Source organism: Arenibacter amylolyticus, from assembly GCF_002150785.1.
Lineage (GTDB): Bacteria > Bacteroidota > Bacteroidia > Flavobacteriales > Flavobacteriaceae > Arenibacter > Arenibacter amylolyticus.
The window spans coordinates 44,285-63,349 of sequence record NZ_MTAZ01000009.1; the positions used below are offsets into that span (position 1 = coordinate 44,285).

Sequence of the window (19,065 nt, forward strand, 5' to 3'; positions counted from 1 at the left end):
GGAAATGGGATATGTTAGGCCTATAACGGGTATGGAAAGCTTGTGCTATGCTTACCTTTCATCATTGCATAATGTATGCTTGCTCCAGAAGGGGTAATTTAGGAGAGGCTGTAGTTAGGGCATCGGATTTTATATTGCCTGAAGAATCTAAGATTAGTGTACATTAATTGGCATTATGAATCTAAAAGCCATAAGCTAGCTTATCACTAAATTCCTAGGATATACTGGTCTTAATGTTCAAAAATAACTTTCTAAACTCATGGGGGCTCATTTTAACGATGGACTTAAACTGTCTGTTAAAATTGGATAAGGCGTTAAAACCGCATTCGTAACTAATTTGAGAAATATTCAAATTATCCTCCAGCAATAATTTTCGGGCATGTCCTATCCGTATTTCATTTACAAATCGGGTGAAGGTCTTATTGGCCCGTGGTTTAAAATACCTGCAAAAGGATGTGGTGGTCATATTTAAGAGGCTGGCTATTTCTTCCAAGGATATCTTATCCTTAAAATTATTCATTACATAGTTGTACACAATCTGCATTTTTTCGGCATCATCCCCTTTAAAGGCGTTTACGTAACCAGGACTGGCCAAAAGGTGGTACTCTTCAGAATTGGCAAGGATGTCTATGATTTCCAAAAGCTTCATAATTCTAGCGAAGCCATTTTCTTTTGCTAATTTTGGCATTAGCTGATTGATTTTGTGTCTGGTTTCGCCATAAAACTCCATGCCTCTGACCGAGTTTTCAACCAGTTTATTGATCTTGTAAAACTCCTCCTTGTTTAAAAGAGACTCGCTTAAAAGCTCATTGTCAAAATAAATTACCAATCCTCGGGTGGTGAGGGTGCTGTCTTTTTCAAAATAATCGTCATCACTACGCCATAAATGGGGAAGGTTTGGACCCGTGATCACTAGATCTCCCTCCTCAAAAGACTGCACATGGTCCCCTACAAAACGGGTGCCCTTCCCTTCGGCGATAAAGGAAATTTGAAACTCGGGATGAAAATGCCAATTGGGATTGAAATAGGGGCCTACCAAGTCTTTGAAAATAAAAGTTTGCTTATTGGTCAATGCCTTTTCAATGTTCGGAGTACTCATAATTTTTCCTATTTCTTTTTAAATGCCCCTAAGTTAAGACAAAAAAGTGTCGACAATTAGTAAAATAAAGGAAATTTGATGTTGTATAGTATTCTAGATTTGTAGGAGTTGATTGATACGCCAATTATTAATCAATATATTTAGACTCGGAAAAATGATATTACCCGCTTGTCTTTCTTAGGAATTTAGCCGGATTTTCATCGTTTAAAAATACTATCTGCTTTTCTCCATTACTGGAGTTTTGCGGATGCCAAACTATAAAAACCAAATACTATGCAAGAAAACAACTTTCCTAAACTTCACAACGCCTCATGGCCTGGGGTAGTTGGAAAAGGACCAGATTCTGAACCACCAGTATCTTTGGATACCCTAATTGATCTCACGGCCAATGCGGAAGTCGACGGTGTAAAGTTTGACGGATTTGATCTTTTTGTTTCCGAACCACATATGGACATCGATTCTACCGATGACGGAATTAAAAGGATGGCCGACAAGGCTAGGGCAAGAAACTTAGAAATAGGAAGTCTTGTGGCTCCAGTATGGGCAGGCACTGGCGGTGGATCTGCCATGGGGAGCAAGGCAGAACGCGATCAATTTGTGACTCAGGTGAAAAAAGCCTGTGTCATAGGAAAAAAACTACGGGATTTAGGGGTGAGGCCCCATGGGATAATCAGAATCGATTCTTCCGTAGATCCCGCTAGCTGGGCGACCGATCCAGTCGCTAACACCAAATTAATTGCCCAAACTTTTAGAGAGGCCTGTGATGTGGCTGCAGATTATGGGGAGTCCTTAGCGGCAGAAGGGGAAATCTGTTGGGGCGGAATGCATGGATGGAAAACCATGATCAATACCCTGGAGGCCGTAGATAGGCCCAATATTGGATTTCAGGCCGATATGGCCCATACCCTGTTGTATCTTCTTGGCGCCAATAAACCCGATGAGCGGATTTTACCAAAGGACTTTAAATGGGAAGATAGGGAAGCCCTTAATGAGGGGTTAAAAACGCTTACTGCGGCTTTAAGACCGTGGACCATTGATTTTCATGTTGCCCAAAATGATGGGACGGTCTTTGGTGCCGGTTCCCATGATAAAACGGGGCGACATTGTTTGGCGACGGACCCCAATGGTAAATTGGATATAGTGGCCGACGCTGGGTATTGGTTGCGTGATGAGAATGGGGTGCTGACCAAAAATTTTAAACATATTTGTTGGGATGGCTGTATGTTCCCCAATGAGGTAATGATGAAACAACAAACGTGGAATGATATCCTCGCAGCAATGATTGAGGTAAGACAACAACACGGGTGGTACGAAGCCGAATAATTAGGACGCCCTATTTACCTGTACTCGTACAATTAAATCACTCACAACTAATTAAAACATTAAAATGTCAGAAAAGAAAAGTATCAGAATAGGAATGGTAGGTTACGGATTTATGGGGCGTACCCATTCTAACGCCTACAATAGATTGGCTAATTTTTTCCCAGAGTTAAAATTTCAACCGGTGTTGAAAGCGGTATGCGCGCGTAATAAAGAACGCCTGCAGGCCTTTGCAGACCAGTGGGGGTACGAATCCATTGAAACCGATTGGCGCAAATTAATTGCTAGGGACGATATTGACGCTATCGATATCTGTACCCCTAATAACATGCATGCAGAGATCGCCATTGCCGCGGCAGAAGCTGGGAAGATGGTGTTGTGTGAAAAACCTTTGGCCAGAACAGTAGCAGAGGCTCAGCCCATGGTAGATGCCGTAGAAAAAGCAGGTGTTAAGAACACCGTTTGGTACAACTATCGTAGGGTTCCTGCAGTTACCCTTGCCAAAAAACTGATAGATGCGGGAAAATTGGGGAAGATATTCCATTATCGCGCCAATTTCTTGCAGGATTGGACCATAAGTCCAGATTTACCCCAGGGGGGAGAAGGTACGTGGCGATTGGATAATGACGCTGCTGGATCTGGAGTGACTGGAGATTTATTGGCGCATTGTATAGATACAGCCATGTGGTTAAATGGGGGAATTAAGGATGTTTCTGCAGTAACGGAAACTTTTATCAAAGAACGTATGCATTCTGGGACCGGAGAAGTTCAAAAAGTAGGTATAGACGACGCGTGTATCTTTCATTGTCATTTTGACAATGGGTCCTTAGGAGTATTCGAATCTACTCGTTATGCCCGTGGACACAAAGCTGCGAAAACGTTCGAGATAAACGGGGAGCATGCCTCTATACGATGGGATCTGCACGATTTAAACAGGTTAGAGTATTTTGATCATAGGGATGAATCCATGGAGCGAGGATGGCGATCCATTCATGTTACTGATGGAGATCATCCTTATATGGACAAATGGTGGGTACCCGGACTTAGTGTGGGGTATGAGCACACCTTTGTTCACCAAGCTGCGGATTTCTTTAAAAGTTTGGAAGACAATTCCGTTTGTTCCCCTACCTTTAAGGAAGCCCAAGAGACCCAAAAGGTTTGTGAGGCTGTCTTAGACTCTGCAAGGGAAAGACAGTGGAAGGATACAGGGGTTATCTGGTAGGTAATAATCGTATAAAACAAGGAATGGGGTTTGGTGTAGTCCGCCCCAATTGTTTTAAATAAAATCTTAGGGTGAGGGAAGCATGGAAGGCCATCCCACCCCTTCTTATTAATGTATATATCGGGAAATTGTGGACTCCATACTATTTCCCTGTGCATCCAAAAATTTGGGAATGACTGAGAAAATAAAAGGCTTTTGTCTGCATGGACGTGAAAAAATAATGCCCCATTCGGAAGGATTGGTAACTAGGAATACTTCTGTGGTAGATATGGATCTCCCGCCTCTGAAAGAAGGTGAGATCCGGGCAAAAACCTTGTTTACCGGTATCTGTGGGTCAGACAACAGTGCCGCCTTGGGAAAGGCCAATTTTGATTGGGTAGAGCGACCTAGGGTTATTGGGCACGAATTTAGTGCTCAGGTGCTAGAACTGGGCCCAGGAAACCACGGTGAACTAAAGGTAGGTGATATAATTACCCCACTGGCCATGTTGGGTTGCCAAGAGGAGGATTGTCCCGCCTGTAGTGTGGCTAAGTGGAACCTTTGTCCGACTAAACAAATAATAGGTTTCCATAGAAATGGCGGTTTTGGTCAGCAGGTCATAATGGAATCAGACCGTGCCGTAGTTTTAATGAACGGATTAAGTCCGGAGCAAGGGGCCTTGGTAGAACCCTTATCCGTAGTGGTTAATGCACTGCACAATAAATGCGATATTAAACCAGGACAGGATGTAGTAGTCACTGGATGTGGAATTATTGGGCTGATGTCTGCAGAAGTGGCACGTGCTGCAGGGGCAAGGGTGGCAATAACCGGAATTGCCCACGATAGGGATATTCGATTGAAAAAAGCGAGGGAAAGAGGGTTTATTGCCATGGAGGTATCGCCGGAAAACCCTTTATCCAAACAGCTACAAAACGGTATACAAGATGCCAACGGAGTGGCCTTTGGTAACCATGGAAAAGTAGATCTCCTTATAGAATGTTCCGGAGTACCCCAAGTTTTATCCGAGGCCATTTCCGTAGTACGCCCAGAAGGGGATATCTGTGTAATTGCCACCTACGGCAAGGAGGTAGCGATCAATGCGACTCATCTAACCAGAACCTCCTTAAACATGAGGGGGTCCATGGGATCGTGCAGGGCAGATTATATGGTGGCACAAAAACTGATGCTTACTGGGGCATTCCCTGCGGAACACTATGCTGATTTTTATGATTTTAAGGATATTACCCAAGCATTTGAAGACTCTATAAAAGCCACCAACGTAAAGGCAGTGGTAAAAATGAATAGCTAACAGAAGAAAGAGTATGCATACAATATTTATTACCGGAGGTACAGGCTGCATAGGATCGGCAACTATATACAAGTTATTGGAATCCAAAGAGGTTTCTAAAGTTGTGGTGGCCACGCGGGCCAATAATACAGATTCTTTAAAATTATGGTTAGGGGAAGACCTAGATCCACGATTGGAATTTGTAAGCTTGGACGTGGCAGATTACAAGGCAATGGAAGAAACGTTGTTGCGTATAAATCCTACCCATATTATTCATTTAGGAGCTTATCAGAGTCCTGATTGTTCCATGTATCATATAAGGGGAATGGAAATCAATACAGGCGGTACCATGGCGCTCTTTGATGTGGCGGAAAAGCTGAGGAACTTAAAACGATTTGTTTTTGCAAGTTCGGCAGCCGTATATGGCATGCGTAGCATGTATTCAAATCCAGGAATTAAAGAGGACGCGCAATTGGCACCCCCAAACCATTACGGAATATGGAAATTAGCTGGGGAACATTTGGCCAGATTGTTTTTTGACAATACCAAGGTACCCACCGTTTGCCTAAGGATCAATACCACCTATGGGAAGGGGAGGGACAAAGGGAAGACTTCTGCTCCTACCAATGCTCTAAAAACGGTGGCCATGGGCGCGGTAAAAGGAGAGGTAATCCCCTTTGAAATGCCCTACGAAGGACGTGAAAACTATCACTTTGTGGAAGATGTAGGCACTCATTTTGCAGTATGTGCGCTTTCCGAATTTAGTGGATTTGGGGCTTTTAATATCAAAGGAGAAACCATTGCTATAGAGGATTTTTTGGAGATAATAAGGCAAGAAGCCACTGCTTTGGGAATAGGGGAGTTTGCACAGCTCTCCATAGCCGAAGGAGCAGCACCCAACCTCTTTGTGTCGGACCTCAGTCATGAAAAAATTGAACGTACCTTTCCAGAATTGCCTTTAACCTCTATTGGGGAAGGGGTTCGTAAATCCCTGCTTGAGTTTAAGGATATGGCAGAAAAAGAAATCTTAAATTATTCAGAACAAGGCTCATGAAAACAATAAAAATAGGACTCCTAGGTGCTGGGGATGTGGCCGATTTGCATGCCGAGGCTATCAATTCTTTGGAGGGGGCAAAACTGGTGGGACTCTGGAACAGAACCCCGGAAAAAGGAGCCTTAAAAGCAGCGAAATACGGCTGTAAGACCTATAAAACGGAAGAAGAGCTTTTTCAGGACCCTCAATTAGATGCGGTTTTTATACTGACCAATATGGAGACGCACTGTGAGTATACCGTAAGGGCCGCGCAAGCAGGGAAGCACATTTTGGTAGAGAAACCTGCAGCCTCCAATATTGCCGAACTGGAGAAAATGCAACAGGCTGTAGAGAAAGCGGGTGTAAAATGTATGCCTGTACACAACTATATCTACGAAGATGGCATCCAAAGGACCAAAAGAATGATCCAAGAAGGCCGCTTGGGTGCTATTACCCAGTTTTACATGATGTACAATATTCATCATGCAGACGATATCCGGGCCAGATACCCTGGAGTAATTCGCCAGATACTTACCCACCACAGTTATACCATGTTGTATTTGGCTGGCTTGCCAAAAACAATCTCTTGTTTAAAGCATACGGTAGATGCAAGTCTTGCTCCACAGGAAAATGTGGCCATGGCAACTATTCAGATGCAGAATGGTAGCTTAAGCCATTTATCGGCCAGTTTTGCCAATGACGATCATGCCGGAGATCCATGGACCTGTATCATCAAAGTAATGGGCACTAAAGGGAGTACCCGCTACAGTTACAGGGATTGGGTAATCAATGCCAGGCACGGGGCACATTCCCAAACCTATGAATGCTATCCCGAATCCATAAAAAATACGACAACCCATTTCGTGGATAAGGTGTTGAGGCATAATGAAGCACCCCTTTCCACCTTGCAAGATGCCATTAGCTGTCAAAAAATTATTGAAGCCTGTGAAAAATCGGTAAAAGAGGGAGTTCACGTCAAGTTTAATTAATAGATAAACAAACCAACCAACCTTATGAATATCAAGAGGAAGTGGATCCTAGGTAAAATATGCCTTCTGATCTTAATGGCAATAACAGTACATAGTTGTGCGGAAAAGGGAAATACCATTCCCTTGCAGAAAGCATCGAGTATTGTGTTAATTGGCAATAACCTAGGGTCTAGGATGATGAATTTTGGCCACTTTGAAACGGAAATGCATTTGCGCTATCCGGATAGTTTACTCTTTATAAGAAATATGGCCGACGGGGGCAATACCCCTGGCTTTAGGCCACATTCCTCACGCAATTCGCCTTGGGCATTTCCAGGGGCTGAGGTATTTCACGCAGAATTGGCGGAGAATTCTGGTAGTATCGGTCACTTTGATACGGAAGATGAGTGGCTAAGCCGATTAAAGGCGGATGTAATTCTTGCATTTTTTGGATATAATGAATCTTTTGAGGGGATTGAGGGGCTTGATAATTTTAAGGAAGAACTAAATGCTTTTATCCAGCATACCTTAAAACAGAAATACAACGGTACCGAGGCACCAAAATTGGCTTTGGTTTCCCCAATTGCCTTTGAAGACCTATCCGCAGAAATGGATTTGCCTAATGGAATTAAGGAGAACGAAAATCTTGCTATGTATACCGAGGCGATGCGTGAGGTAGCAGCCAATAATGGGATCTACTTCCTAGATGCCTTTACACCATCCCAGAATTGGTACAACTCAGAAAAAGAGAATTTAACGGCCGATGGCTTCCAGTTGAATGATTTGGGATATCAAAAGTTTGCCAGATTATTGGCCGATAAGCTGTTTGATAAGGAAAAGGCTGTGGCAGAAGCACATAGAGACTTGGTGAGGGAGGCTGTATTGGAAAAAAACTGGTTTTGGCACAATGATATTAAAATCCCAAACGGGGTGCATGCCTATGGGAGACGTTATGACCCATTTGGGCCAGACAACTACCCCTTTGAGGTAGAGAAGATCCGAGAAATGACGGCTATTAGGGATACTGCTATTTGGGAGGCTACGAAAGGGAAAACAATGGATTTAGCTGCAGCAGATGCAAAAACGAAGAAACTCCCTCCGGTGGATACCAATTACCGTCCCAATAATAAAAATGGGAATCCCGAGTATTTATATGGGGAGGATGCCCTGGATAAAATTACGGTTCCAGAAGGTTATAAATTGGAGCTGTTCGCTTCTGAGGAAGAATTTGAAGAGCTAGCCAATCCGGTACAGATGACCTTTGATACTCAAGGCAGGTTGTGGGTAGGCGTTATGCCAAGCTACCCTCATTATAAGCCTGGGGATAGTAAACCAAACGATAAACTTCTTATTTTAGAAGACACCAATAATGATGGCAAGGCCGATAAACAAACGATTTTTGCGGATGGTTTGCACCTTACCATTGGTTTTGCCTTTGCTCCCGAGGGAGTCTATGCTTCCCAGGGTACTAATCTGGTACTACTAAAAGATACGAATGGCGACGATAAGGCAGATGTAACGGAGGTGATATTAAGCGGTTTTGATGATCATGATACCCACCATGCCATCAGTGCTTTTGCTACAGATCCCTCTGGGGCCATTTATATGGGCGAGGGGGTGTTTCTACATACCAATGTAGAAACGGCCTATGGTCCGGTTAGAGGCACCAATGGCGGATTTTATAGGTATAGTCCACAGCGGCATCACCTAGAGCGTACCGCACAACTCTCTATTCCCAATCCCTGGGGAATTGCATTTGATGAGTGGGGACAGAATTTCTTTGCACATACCTCTGGTCCGGATATGACCTGGATGATGCCGGGAACCATTAAATCGCGTTACGGGGTGGCCAATCCCTTGCCAAAAAATTTAATTGAGGATGCCCATAGGGTACGTCCTACCTCTGGATTGGAGTTTATTTCCAGTAGGCATTTTCCCGATGAGGTGCAGGGCGACTTCCTTATCAACAATACCATCGGATTTTTGGGGACTAAACAACATTCCATTTCAGACGATCCAGATTCGGCAGGATATCTTAGTAAGCATCGATTGGATCTAGTAAAGGCTACCGATCCCAATTTCCGGCCGGTGGATATGGAGTTTGCACCCGATGGATCGCTGTATTTCTTGGATTGGCATAATGTGTTAATTGGACATATGCAGCACAATGCAAGAGACCCGCTTAGAGACCACAGTCACGGTAGGGTATATAGGATTACCTATCCGTCTAGACCCTTGGTGAAGCCGGCAAAAATTGTAGATGCTAGTATAGAGGAACTATTGGACAACTTAAAATTACCTGAATTTAGGACCCGAGAGAGAACAAGATTGGAGTTACGAGGCAGGGATGCTGATGAGGTGTTAAGCAAATTGAAGGAGTGGACAAATAATTTGGATAAAGGGGATCCCAGATACGAACACCATCTTTTAGAAGGGCTATGGGTAAGCTGGGGGCTAAATAAGATTGATAAGGAGCTTTTGGATCAAGTTTTAAATTCCAAAGATTTTAGAGCCCGCGCCGCAGCGGTAAGGGTAGTGAGGTATGGCGGACACCAGTTGGACAATCAAGAAGAAATATTGATGAAGGCAGCCCAGGACCAACATCCAAGAGTGCGTTTAGAGGCCTTAACGGCCGCATCCTGGTTAGATAAGGAAAAGGGGCTGCCCATAGTTATGGAGGTGGGCAAGAAACCCTTGGATAATTGGATGCAAAGACCTTACGAAGCCGCCATCGCCCATTTAAACGGACATAAATTGGGAGAAGACCCCGAAAGCAGTAAAATCAACACCCAATTAACAGGCAAGGACAGGGAGCGATATATTAAAGGCGCGGAAATTTATGCAAGGGAAGGATTCTGTATAACCTGTCACCAGAGCAATGGTAAGGGATTAGAGAGCTCTGGATTTCCTCCACTGGCTGGTTCGCGTTGGGTGACGGGAAGCGAAGACCGTTTGATAAAACTTACCATTAACGGCATGATGGGTCCTATAGAGGTCTTGGGTAAAAAATATCCTGGGCAAGTTCCGATGACCCCCTTTGGTGGCATGTTAAACGATGAGGAAATGGCAGCAGTGCTTACCTATGTACGCAATACTTTTGGAAATAAGGCATCTGTAATCGATGCCGAAAAGGTAAAACAGGTACGTGAGGCAATCAAAGATAAAAATGGATTCTATACCGCCGAAGAATTGTTAAAAGAGCATCCCCTGGAATAGAGAAAACTACAATTAAAATAATATACACAGCTATAGGCAAAGGAATGCTAAAAAGGCTCTGTAATTTAGGAAATGCAATAATATCATCGTTTTAAGGCGAATTAGTGCTAAGTTTGTGTTAAATTCATGAAAATCTTAGGTTTACATTAGAATAAGGGGTATTATGCTAGATTCTGATATTAAGCTAAGGTGTAGTTTAGAAGACAAACCTAATTTAATGGCAGAATAATATTGTTAAACTATTAAAAAAACAGATATTATTTATGGCTAGATCTAGAGGAAGATTGGGGAGACCTGCTACGAGACCGACAGAATTAAGAGATGGTTATTATATCGAGGTTCGCAACAAGAATCAAAAATCGGGAGGGATCAAGATCCGAAGGGATACGGAAGAACAAATGATGTATGCCTATGAAGAGTATAAAAAAAGTAAAGACGTTACGGTTTTGGGAGAAATGAAAGACGGGAAGGTCGTAGATGTAGTGGCTTAAGCCATCTCATTATCACGTATAGTAAAAACCCTGTCCATATTAGGACAGGGTTTTTGCTTTTCTAGGAAGGCCTGATCTATAAGTATTGTATATGTGAACATGGGGAGATTTAAGTAGAATTAATTCAATGAATTCGACTTTTTAAAATATCTTTATTAAATCGGTGGTCCCTATCTACTCCTTCATGGCCAGAATATATTCTGCCACGGCCATTTTAGCTTCGTCCGATAGGTAGTCCTGAGGGGGCATTTCTGGGTAATCTTCCCGTAGGTTTTTTGGGTTGGTGATATAGTCTACAATACCCTGGGGATTATTATTGTGTATCGCCTGAATAATTTGGGTAGGCGGACCAATTAACCGCTCATCCCATGCATGGCAACCTGCACAGACGCCGTAGTAGGTAAGCTGACCTATTTCCTCCTTAGAAACCGATCTTGGAGCTACGGGGACGTCCAATAGAAAGGTGGTTACCTCTTTGGTGTCGGTTATTTGCGCCGGACCAAAATTGTCCAGTCCAAAGGTGCGGTACCTGTTCTTATCTCTGATAGTACTACCTACACCGACGCCCATAGCAAGGATATCCGGGCCTTTGGTAGATAATTGAGTGAGCATTAGGGCTTTTATCTCCCCGGTGGGATTGTTGCCATTATTATGCATAAAGTTATCCAGTATGACAATCCGGTCTGGATTGGGCTCAGAATTAGGATCGTTGGAAGTACTGCCGCCTGTGGCGAGGTCTACAATGGTAATCCCCGCATTGTCATTCCCGGATATAATATTGTTCTCTATGATGACGTCATCGGCCGCCATAACCAAAATGCCGGTCCCAGGGGGTATGCCCGCTACAATGGATCCTGGAGCACCAAAATTGGGATGGTTGTTGTTAACGACAAAATTATTGCGGATAATGATATCGAAGGCAGTTTTAATGGGTAATCCTGGGGTAATAAATGCCAAGATTCCACCAGTATTATTGTGCGCGTAATTATTTTCGACTAGTGCGTGTCTAGAATTTTCAATTTCTATTCCTGCTACACTATTAAAGACCTCATTGTGGAGTACATCAATATTATCGCACATACCCACATAAATGGCTGCGTCTTCTATTCCGCTGAGCACATTGTGTTCTATCAACCCATTTTTACCGTATTGTGGAAAGATGCCGTATACCCCCGCATCCATGATCCAATTATTCCTGAGGACAAAATTATTTCCGGCCTGACCCATGATGCCGTTGCCTTTATAGTTCATGATCTTGAAATTCTCTATATGGATTCCGTTTCCGGAATATAAAAAGGCATCATTCAATTCCTTTTTACCATCCAAGGTGGGCCATTCCCCCTTTACGATAATTCCCTGTACACTAATATTATCCTTGTCTATATACACGGTTTCATAGTAATTACCAGGAAAAACCTGAATCAAATCGCCCGGCTTCGCCGCTAGTACCGCTTTTTGGATGGATTCCCCTTTTTTAACCTGAATGATTTCTCCGGTGAATTCTTCGCTCATCGCTAACTGCGTACTATCCTTGGTGAGTCCCACATTCCTATATTTCATAGTGGTTGGCATGGGAACATATTTTGACGGGCCACTGGAAAAAAGTGTTTTTCCGATAAAAACACCAAGGGCAAGTGTGAGGATTAACCCGATAATTAATAATCCTGATGATTTTTTCATTTGTTTTAATTTAGATGTTGGTTGTTCATTGTAGTTAGCCCAGAGGGTAGTATTTCTGGAGTTTTTGGCATAAAGGATTCATCTGTCAACGTTTTTAGAAAATCTACGATTCTATCTAGTTCATAATCGGTTAAATTAGGTTCCCAAATATGCCAATGTAAGATCAAATCCTCCTCTTCCGGTACAGCGTGTCCACGACCGTTATTATAAAATTGCACCGTTTCCCTGGGACTGTAAATTATTTTGTGTTTTTGCTCTGAGTTAGTCGAAAAATGATTTTGAAGTTCATAGGCAAAAAATTTATTTTTAAATTTTTATTATATGGACCCAGAATTAGAAAAACAATTAGATGCCTTAATAGGTAAAATCAGCAACAAAGAAGACTTCGATCAAGTCAAGGAACAGTTGCTTAAGCGTGGTATCGAATCGCTTTTGAAAGCGGAAATGACAGCCCATTTGGGGTTTGAAAAGGGTGGCGCTGTAGTTGGGAACAACCAGCGTAATGGTTACTCGGAAAAGACTATCAAAACCCAGAACGGAGAGCAGCGCATCAAGATACCCAGAGATCGTCAGGCCAGCTTTGATCCGGTGATTGTACCCAAACATCAATCCATCAGTCAAGAACTCGAGGACTGTATCCAATTACTATATGCCAAAGGGATGGGTAATAGCGATATTATAGACTTTATGGAAAGCACCTATGGTGTCCATTATAGCACCTCGCAGGTATCCATCATTACCAACCAATTACTGGAGGATATCAAGAGCTGGCAGAACAGGCCATTGGAGGATGTATACCCCATTGTCTGGATCGATGCCATCCACTATAAGATACGCCATGAGGGAAAAGTTGTCTCTAAGGCCTGCATGATTGTCCTGGGGATTAATACCGAAGGGCAACAGGATATTTTGAGCATGAGTATTGTCGAAACAGAAAAGGCCGCTGCCTGGATGTCCATATTGGATGATCTGCGCTCCCGTGGGGTAAAGGATATCTTCTTTTTGTGCAGCGATAATCTATCTGGATTGGACAAGGCGGTAGAGGCCATTTACCCCAATAGTATTCGTCAGGTCTGTATTGTGCACCAAATCAGGAACTCCCTAAAATACGTGAGCTATAAGGACCGTAAGGCAATTATGGTGGATATTAAAGCTATCTATCAGGCGGATAACGAAAAAATTGCGCTGGAGGCCCTTGAAGTTTTTAAACAAAACTGGGAGGACAAGTACCTAGCTGCCGTTCAATCCTGGGAAAATAACTGGGATAACCTAACGGCTTTTTTAAGCTATCCCAAAGAAATCAGGAAACTCATCTACACGACCAACATTATTGAGAGCTTCAATGCCAGTTTAAGAAAATATACGCGCAATAAAAAGGTCTTCCCTAACGATGATGCAGCTCTTAAATCTATATACTTAGCAGCTCAAAGCATCAGTAAGAAATGGAAGAAAACAAGATCTAAGTGGGGGCAAATTTACAATCAATTGTATATTTGTTTTCCAAATAGGTTATAATCAAATTATTTTAAACCTATGAATTTTGAAATTATTTTTCAAAAACACAAAATTTTGGATAGACTCGTTTCCCTTAAGGTGGGAAAGACTCCTGAATGCATGTAAGGCGCTGTTTTCTCAATATTTCTTAAGCTAGGCACTTTAAATCCGCCTCTTAGCGTTTTATCCTTGAACGGCACTTCTGCTCCTGGATCAAAGGAAAAGCCTTCGGGTTCCGGTGCGCCCAATACGGCTATTTGCTGATTGGTGAATAGGGGTGGGGTATGGCACTCGGCACATCTAGCTATAAAAGATCGGAAGATATTTAAACCTTCAATTTCCTTCTGATTCAATGCTTCGTGATACCCATGTGCATATTGATCGTACTTACTGTTCAGGGAAACTAAGGAGGATTGAAAAGCGACTATGGAACGGTATATTTCATCCAAAGTAATAGAATCGGTTTTACTTCTATTTGGAAAAGCCTCGGCAAACAAGAATCTGTAATTATCAATGGAATTCATAGTTTGTATTAGATTTTCCGGAGTATTTGCCATTTCCTTTTCGTCGAATAGTGGACCCTTCATCTGCTCTTCCATAGTACTGGCTCTCCCATCCCAAAAGAAACTCTTTAAATAGGCTACATTCCACAAGGTAGGCGCTGCCCTATCTAATAATTGATTATTTATTCCTCTACTTCTAGGTAGGCCATCACTAAACCCTTTATTCGGATCGTGACAGGAAGCGCAAGAAATGGTGCCGTTACCGGAAAGGGCGGGATCAAAGAATAAATACCTTCCTAAGTCTATCTCTTGTGGGGAAAAACCGTCTCTAACCTCTGGTAAGGCGGTTTTTAATCCACCTACACCTGGGTCATTGTCAGTGATGTATTGTTTGTAAAAGTTTTGGGAAATACACTCGTTCCGTTCATTTAATTTAAAACCTGGCGGACAGGTACTGCTCAATTTAGGAACATCGTAGTAAATAGGCGATGGTTCCCCGGAACCCTTAACGAAAGCTAAGCCCCCAATAAAAAGGCCCAAGATTATCGCCATGAATAGAAAACTGTTTTTATTCACACTGCTCAGATTTAATTAGTGGATTGCAACCTTATAACCTATTCGATGCTAACTTTAATATTTTATTGTTGAGAGTCTATCTCTAATATAGAACCATTAGTAATCCAGAATCTCGACTTGTCTTATTAGGTTGTACTTAAGAACAAATTATTTAACCATCCAATCTAATAAAAATTGTGATGAATTTGGAATACCCTATTAAATTCAACAATTTAAAATGAAGGGAGCAGTTGGTTTCGTCCTTGTGTTAAGGCTTTTTGTCCGCATAACGTGGATCTTGGATATAATCTTGTTTTTGCATTTTAATCACTTCAATACTCAAAAACCCAAATTCGCTTACTACTTTTCCATAAAACCGATAAATGCCTCTTCCCCGAAAAAAGTATTTTGCAGCAACAGGAGGGAATAGCACAGTATCAAAAACCTCCCCGTGCTGATCTACCAAGGTGGCAAAGTTCATTCGGGTTCCCTTATGGGTCTTGGTGTTTTTTACGGTTACTAAATATCCATAGATATCGATGTTTTTTCCAAGGTATCTTACTAGGTCTTTTTTCCCGTTCTTATTCTCGGGAACTTCGGTTAATAAATAAAATGGACTGCATAGCGGAAAACCTAGGAGTTCTATCTGGGTGAAAGCCATTTCTAGGTCTGTAGTGTACAAAGTGGGAATTTCAAAATGTGGTTGTTTGGGCGAAAACAGCTTCGGGTGTTCCAACTTTGTGCTTTTGGAGAGGGACAAGTGTGCCTGCCATAATAATTCGTGCTTATTCACCCCCGTAAAGCGGAAGGCATCTATCCGAATTAGAATACTTAGTTGTTCAACCGATATGGATACTCTGTCTATAAAATCGGTCAATGATAAGAAATCGCCGTTGGTTACTCTTTCTTTTAAAATGCGCGTTGCCACCTTTTCTTCCAGTTCCCGTAGGTACATCAACCCTAAATATAGCTCCTTGCCATAGATATGGTTCACCATATAGCTATTGTTGATACAAGGAGGGTGAATGTTGGCCCCCAGCATCCTAGCTTCGTGTATATAGAATTCCGCACTGTAGAATCCGCCCCCATTATTAAGTACGGCCACCATATATTCCAAAGGATAATAAGCTTTTAGAAATAGGGTCTGATAACTTTCTACGGCATAGGAGGCAGAATGCCCTTTGGCAAAGGCATAGCCAGCAAAACTGGCTACTTGGTCCCAAATCTCAAAAATAAGGGTGTCCTCGTATCCTTTTGCCCGACAATTAGCTACAAACTTGTCTTTTACCTTTTGGAATTCCTCTCTAGATCGGAATTTTCCACTCATTCCTCTTCTGAGCACATCGGCTTCGCCTAGGGTAAGATCGGCAAAATAGTGGGCTACTTTTATCACATCTTCCTGGTATACCATTACCCCATAGGTTTCTGGCATAATGGACAGCATTACGGGATGTGCTTTTTCTTTGGTTCGTTCCGGATCTCGATGTCGTAGAATATATTCGCGCATCATTCCACTTTTAGCCACTCCGGGGCGTATAATGGAACTTGCCGCTACCAGTCCCAAATAGGTGTCCACCTGCAGCTTTTTTAATAACATACGCATGGCAGGAGATTCTATATAAAAACAACCCATACATTGTGCACTTTTTAAGATAGAATTTATATGGGGATCTGTTTTAAATTTTCCAATATCGTGAATGTCGAAAGTGCCGATTTCCTGGGGTTGATTATAGGCAATGATTTCCAAAGTCTCTGCAATTTTTGCCAGTCCGCGTTGGGATAGGATATCAAATTTAAAAAGCCCCACATCTTCTGCTATCACCATATCAAATTGCGTAGTAGGATATCCCTTTGGAGGTAGGTGGGTAGCAGAAAAGTATTCAATGGGTTTCTCTGTTATCAGTATACCCCCTGCATGAATGCTGAGGTAATTGGGCTTTCCTTTAATAAATTGAGCGTATTTAAGCACCAATTTGGAAATATCGTCTAGTTGGGAAATAGGATAATCTCTATTACAGAGCATATCTATTTCCTCTTTGGGAAGTCCAAACACCTTTCCCAATTCCCGGATAGCTCCTTTTTCTTGAAAAGTGACATAGGTCCCCAACAGGGAAACGTGGGGAAAGCGCTCAAAAATATACTGGGTCATGGCCTCCCTATCTTTCCATGAAAAATCGATATCAAAGTCGGGCGGATTAACTCGATAGAGGTTTATAAATCGCTCAAAATACAAATCCAGTTCTATGGGGTCTACATCGGTAATTCGGAGCAAATAAGCGACTATGCTATTGGCACCGCTACCACGCCCTACGTAGAAATAACCCTGATTACGGGCATGGGAAACAATATCCCAATTGATGAGGAAATAGGAAACAAACCCCATTTTTTTAATGAGGTCCATCTCTTTTTGGAGTCGTTCTAATATTACGGAATCGGTTTTGGGATATCGGTAGGGTAGGCCTTCCTTGCATAGTTTTTCTAATAGCGCTTCGTCTTCCGCGGTATTCCCCAAATAGGTTTTTAGGTTTTGGGGTTTGCGGTTGTCGGAGAAGTCGAAGTAGATGGAGCAGGAATTCATAATTCGCTCCGTATTTTCTAAAATAAAGGGATACTCAGAAAACGCCTTGGTCAACTCCTCTAAGGGAATCATCTTTTCCTCGGGATTGGCTTCCTCTGATTTTGGTAATTTGCTTAATAATAGATTATTATCTACAGCACGTAGCAGTCGATGCGCATTAAAGTCGCGCTTATTACGGAAAGTAACAGTTTGTTGTACTACTAGTTTATCCTTGAGTTCTGCAAGCTTGGTAAAGGGCAGTCGTCTAAGATCGGCGATGGAAATACCGATATATTCATGCTCTAAAAAAGTATGTTGCTCATTGAGTAACGCTTTTTGAAAAGGATAAATAACAAAAGCATCTTTAAAAGCCGGCGCTATGGCCGGAATTTTCTTCTCCTCGTGCAGGTGTTGAGAGAGGTAACTGTTTATTTCGCGATATCCTTCGTTGTTTTTAGCTAGGACTACAAAGCATGGATCTACCCCATTCCTAAAATCTATACCCAAAATGGGTTTAATATTGAACTCTTGGGATTTCCTTACAAAATTTAGGCAACCGGAGGTGTTGTTGATATCGGTAAGTGCCAGTTGCATCACCTGCATCTCTTGTGCCAATTGTAATAGCTCCGTTTCGGAAATAGTTCCAAAACGAAGGCTGTAGTAGGAATGGCAGTTTAGATACATTGGGATAAAATTCAGTTCCAATCCCAAAGTTAAAGGTTTGATTCTTTAAGTGGGAGGATTTGTTGGATCATTCCAATTTGATGATTTGAAAATTTGACAATTTGGAGATGGCGAAACTAACACTGATCGACTTTAATTCATGGGCTAAAACGCCGTGGCAATTCAAATAAGGATTACTAGATGTCTAAAGCAAAGAATCTCCGTACGAATATCTAAGTGGTCGATTGATAGGTTGGTTTTCAGGTGGTAGTGAATTTGTCTTCAGGATTGAGTTTTCTTGGATTGTTATTTGAAATATCCGGGTTTATACTAGATTTATTTTGTGACTTCGGCCATACCTGTCGGTAGGCAGACTCCGCCTACCTCCGGCAGGTAAACTCAGTCACCGGATTGTTGGAGATTGCGTTTTTCTTCCGTTAGGTAGGCGTAGTCGAAATCGGTGATGATTGCAAGTGGGCAGTTGAAATGTTACTTAAACTAAGTTTACCGTAGGTAGATAGTTAAGGTCCAATAAGCTTTTACTGATTGTCGCGTCAGTTCGAGTGAAATTCCATAGGAATTTTGTATCGAGAACCTCGTTGTGATGCATCATTTTTTATGTCAAATTTCTTTATTGGCATTATCCACAACTGTTTCTCGATACAATTTTATTCCGCTACGCTTCATAAAACCACCTGCCTCGACTTCAGGCTGGCTCGAAAGGACGGGGTGGGTATTAAGTATCAATTCTAATTCTAACTACTCACTACTTTGTACTCATATCTATTTAATTGTTTACTATCATATGACTAAACTTAAACTGTCCAGTATTTTTGATGGTTTTAGTTATACTTCTTATTGGATTTATTTATAAAAGGATTAGTTCTGTTTTAAAAACTTATTCTGTTCATTTTTTCCATTGATGAAATGCGCAGCATTCATGAATTCCTTTTAAAAAACAATATACAAGCCATGAATAAAAAACGAACCAGGGCCG

13 protein-coding genes are annotated in these 19,065 nt (G+C 42.1%); 8 read left to right on the forward strand and 5 right to left on the reverse strand.

The window, feature by feature from the left end; genetic code table 11:
• Positions 1–214: 214 nt before the first annotated feature.
• Positions 215–1,099, reverse strand: coding sequence for an AraC family transcriptional regulator (locus BV214_RS05575; protein WP_086476509.1), 885 nt, complete (start codon positions 1,097–1,099; stop codon positions 215–217).
• Between the two features lie 273 nt (positions 1,100–1,372).
• Here BV214_RS05575 and BV214_RS05580 point away from each other — a divergent pair, with 273 nt between their 5' ends.
• The 7 genes from BV214_RS05580 to BV214_RS05610 all read left to right on the forward strand — a co-directional run bounded on the left by BV214_RS05580 (position 1,373) and on the right by BV214_RS05610 (position 10,616).
• Complete coding sequence (locus BV214_RS05580) at positions 1,373–2,422, forward strand: sugar phosphate isomerase/epimerase family protein (RefSeq protein WP_086476510.1); 1,050 nt, start codon at positions 1,373–1,375, stop codon at positions 2,420–2,422.
• Between the two features lie 64 nt (positions 2,423–2,486).
• A complete protein-coding gene (locus BV214_RS05585) occupies positions 2,487–3,641 on the forward strand; it encodes a Gfo/Idh/MocA family protein (RefSeq protein ID WP_086476511.1) in 1,155 nt (384 codons plus the stop codon).
• A 172-nt stretch (positions 3,642–3,813) separates the two neighbouring features.
• Positions 3,814–4,929 (forward strand): zinc-dependent alcohol dehydrogenase, encoded by a 1,116-nt coding sequence (locus tag BV214_RS05590; RefSeq protein ID WP_086476512.1) that lies wholly within the window; start codon positions 3,814–3,816, stop codon positions 4,927–4,929.
• A 13-nt stretch (positions 4,930–4,942) separates the two neighbouring features.
• Entirely contained in the window at positions 4,943–5,962 is a 1,020-nt protein-coding gene (locus BV214_RS05595; protein WP_086476513.1) for an NAD-dependent epimerase/dehydratase family protein, read from the forward strand.
• Positions 5,959–6,930 carry a Gfo/Idh/MocA family protein gene (locus BV214_RS05600; protein WP_086476514.1) on the forward strand — a complete coding sequence of 324 codons (972 nt, stop codon included), beginning with the start codon at positions 5,959–5,961 and terminating at the stop codon, positions 6,928–6,930. The genes BV214_RS05595 and BV214_RS05600 overlap by 4 nt, the downstream gene beginning before the upstream one ends.
• Before the next feature lie 75 nt (positions 6,931–7,005).
• Entirely contained in the window at positions 7,006–10,125 is a 3,120-nt protein-coding gene (locus BV214_RS05605; RefSeq protein ID WP_245806752.1) for a PVC-type heme-binding CxxCH protein, read from the forward strand.
• Positions 10,126–10,388: 263 nt separating this feature from the next.
• Entirely contained in the window at positions 10,389–10,616 is a 228-nt protein-coding gene (locus BV214_RS05610) for a hypothetical protein (RefSeq protein WP_317045167.1), read from the forward strand.
• A 174-nt stretch (positions 10,617–10,790) separates the two neighbouring features.
• Here BV214_RS05610 and BV214_RS05615 read toward each other — a convergent pair whose 3' ends face one another.
• Positions 10,791–12,296: a parallel beta-helix domain-containing protein gene (locus BV214_RS05615; RefSeq protein WP_086476516.1), complete on the reverse strand. Its 1,506-nt coding sequence runs from the start codon at positions 12,294–12,296 to the stop codon at positions 10,791–10,793.
• A gap of 5 nt (positions 12,297–12,301) precedes the next feature.
• Positions 12,302–12,514 carry a hypothetical protein gene (locus BV214_RS05620; protein ID WP_217868643.1) on the reverse strand — a complete coding sequence of 71 codons (213 nt, stop codon included), beginning with the start codon at positions 12,512–12,514 and terminating at the stop codon, positions 12,302–12,304.
• A 103-nt stretch (positions 12,515–12,617) separates the two neighbouring features.
• Between BV214_RS05620 and BV214_RS05625 the strand changes: the two genes are divergently transcribed.
• Entirely contained in the window at positions 12,618–13,811 is a 1,194-nt protein-coding gene (locus tag BV214_RS05625; RefSeq protein WP_086476517.1) for an IS256 family transposase, read from the forward strand.
• A 38-nt stretch (positions 13,812–13,849) separates the two neighbouring features.
• Here the strand turns inward: BV214_RS05625 and BV214_RS05630 are convergent, their stop codons facing one another.
• Both BV214_RS05630 and BV214_RS05635 read right to left on the reverse strand, forming a co-directional pair.
• Entirely contained in the window at positions 13,850–14,845 is a 996-nt protein-coding gene (locus BV214_RS05630; RefSeq protein ID WP_086476518.1) for a cytochrome-c peroxidase, read from the reverse strand.
• 271 nt (positions 14,846–15,116) lie between these two features.
• Positions 15,117–18,089, reverse strand: coding sequence for a DNA polymerase III subunit alpha (locus tag BV214_RS05635; RefSeq protein ID WP_086476519.1), 2,973 nt, complete (start codon positions 18,087–18,089; stop codon positions 15,117–15,119).
• Positions 18,090–19,065: the final 976 nt, after the last annotated feature.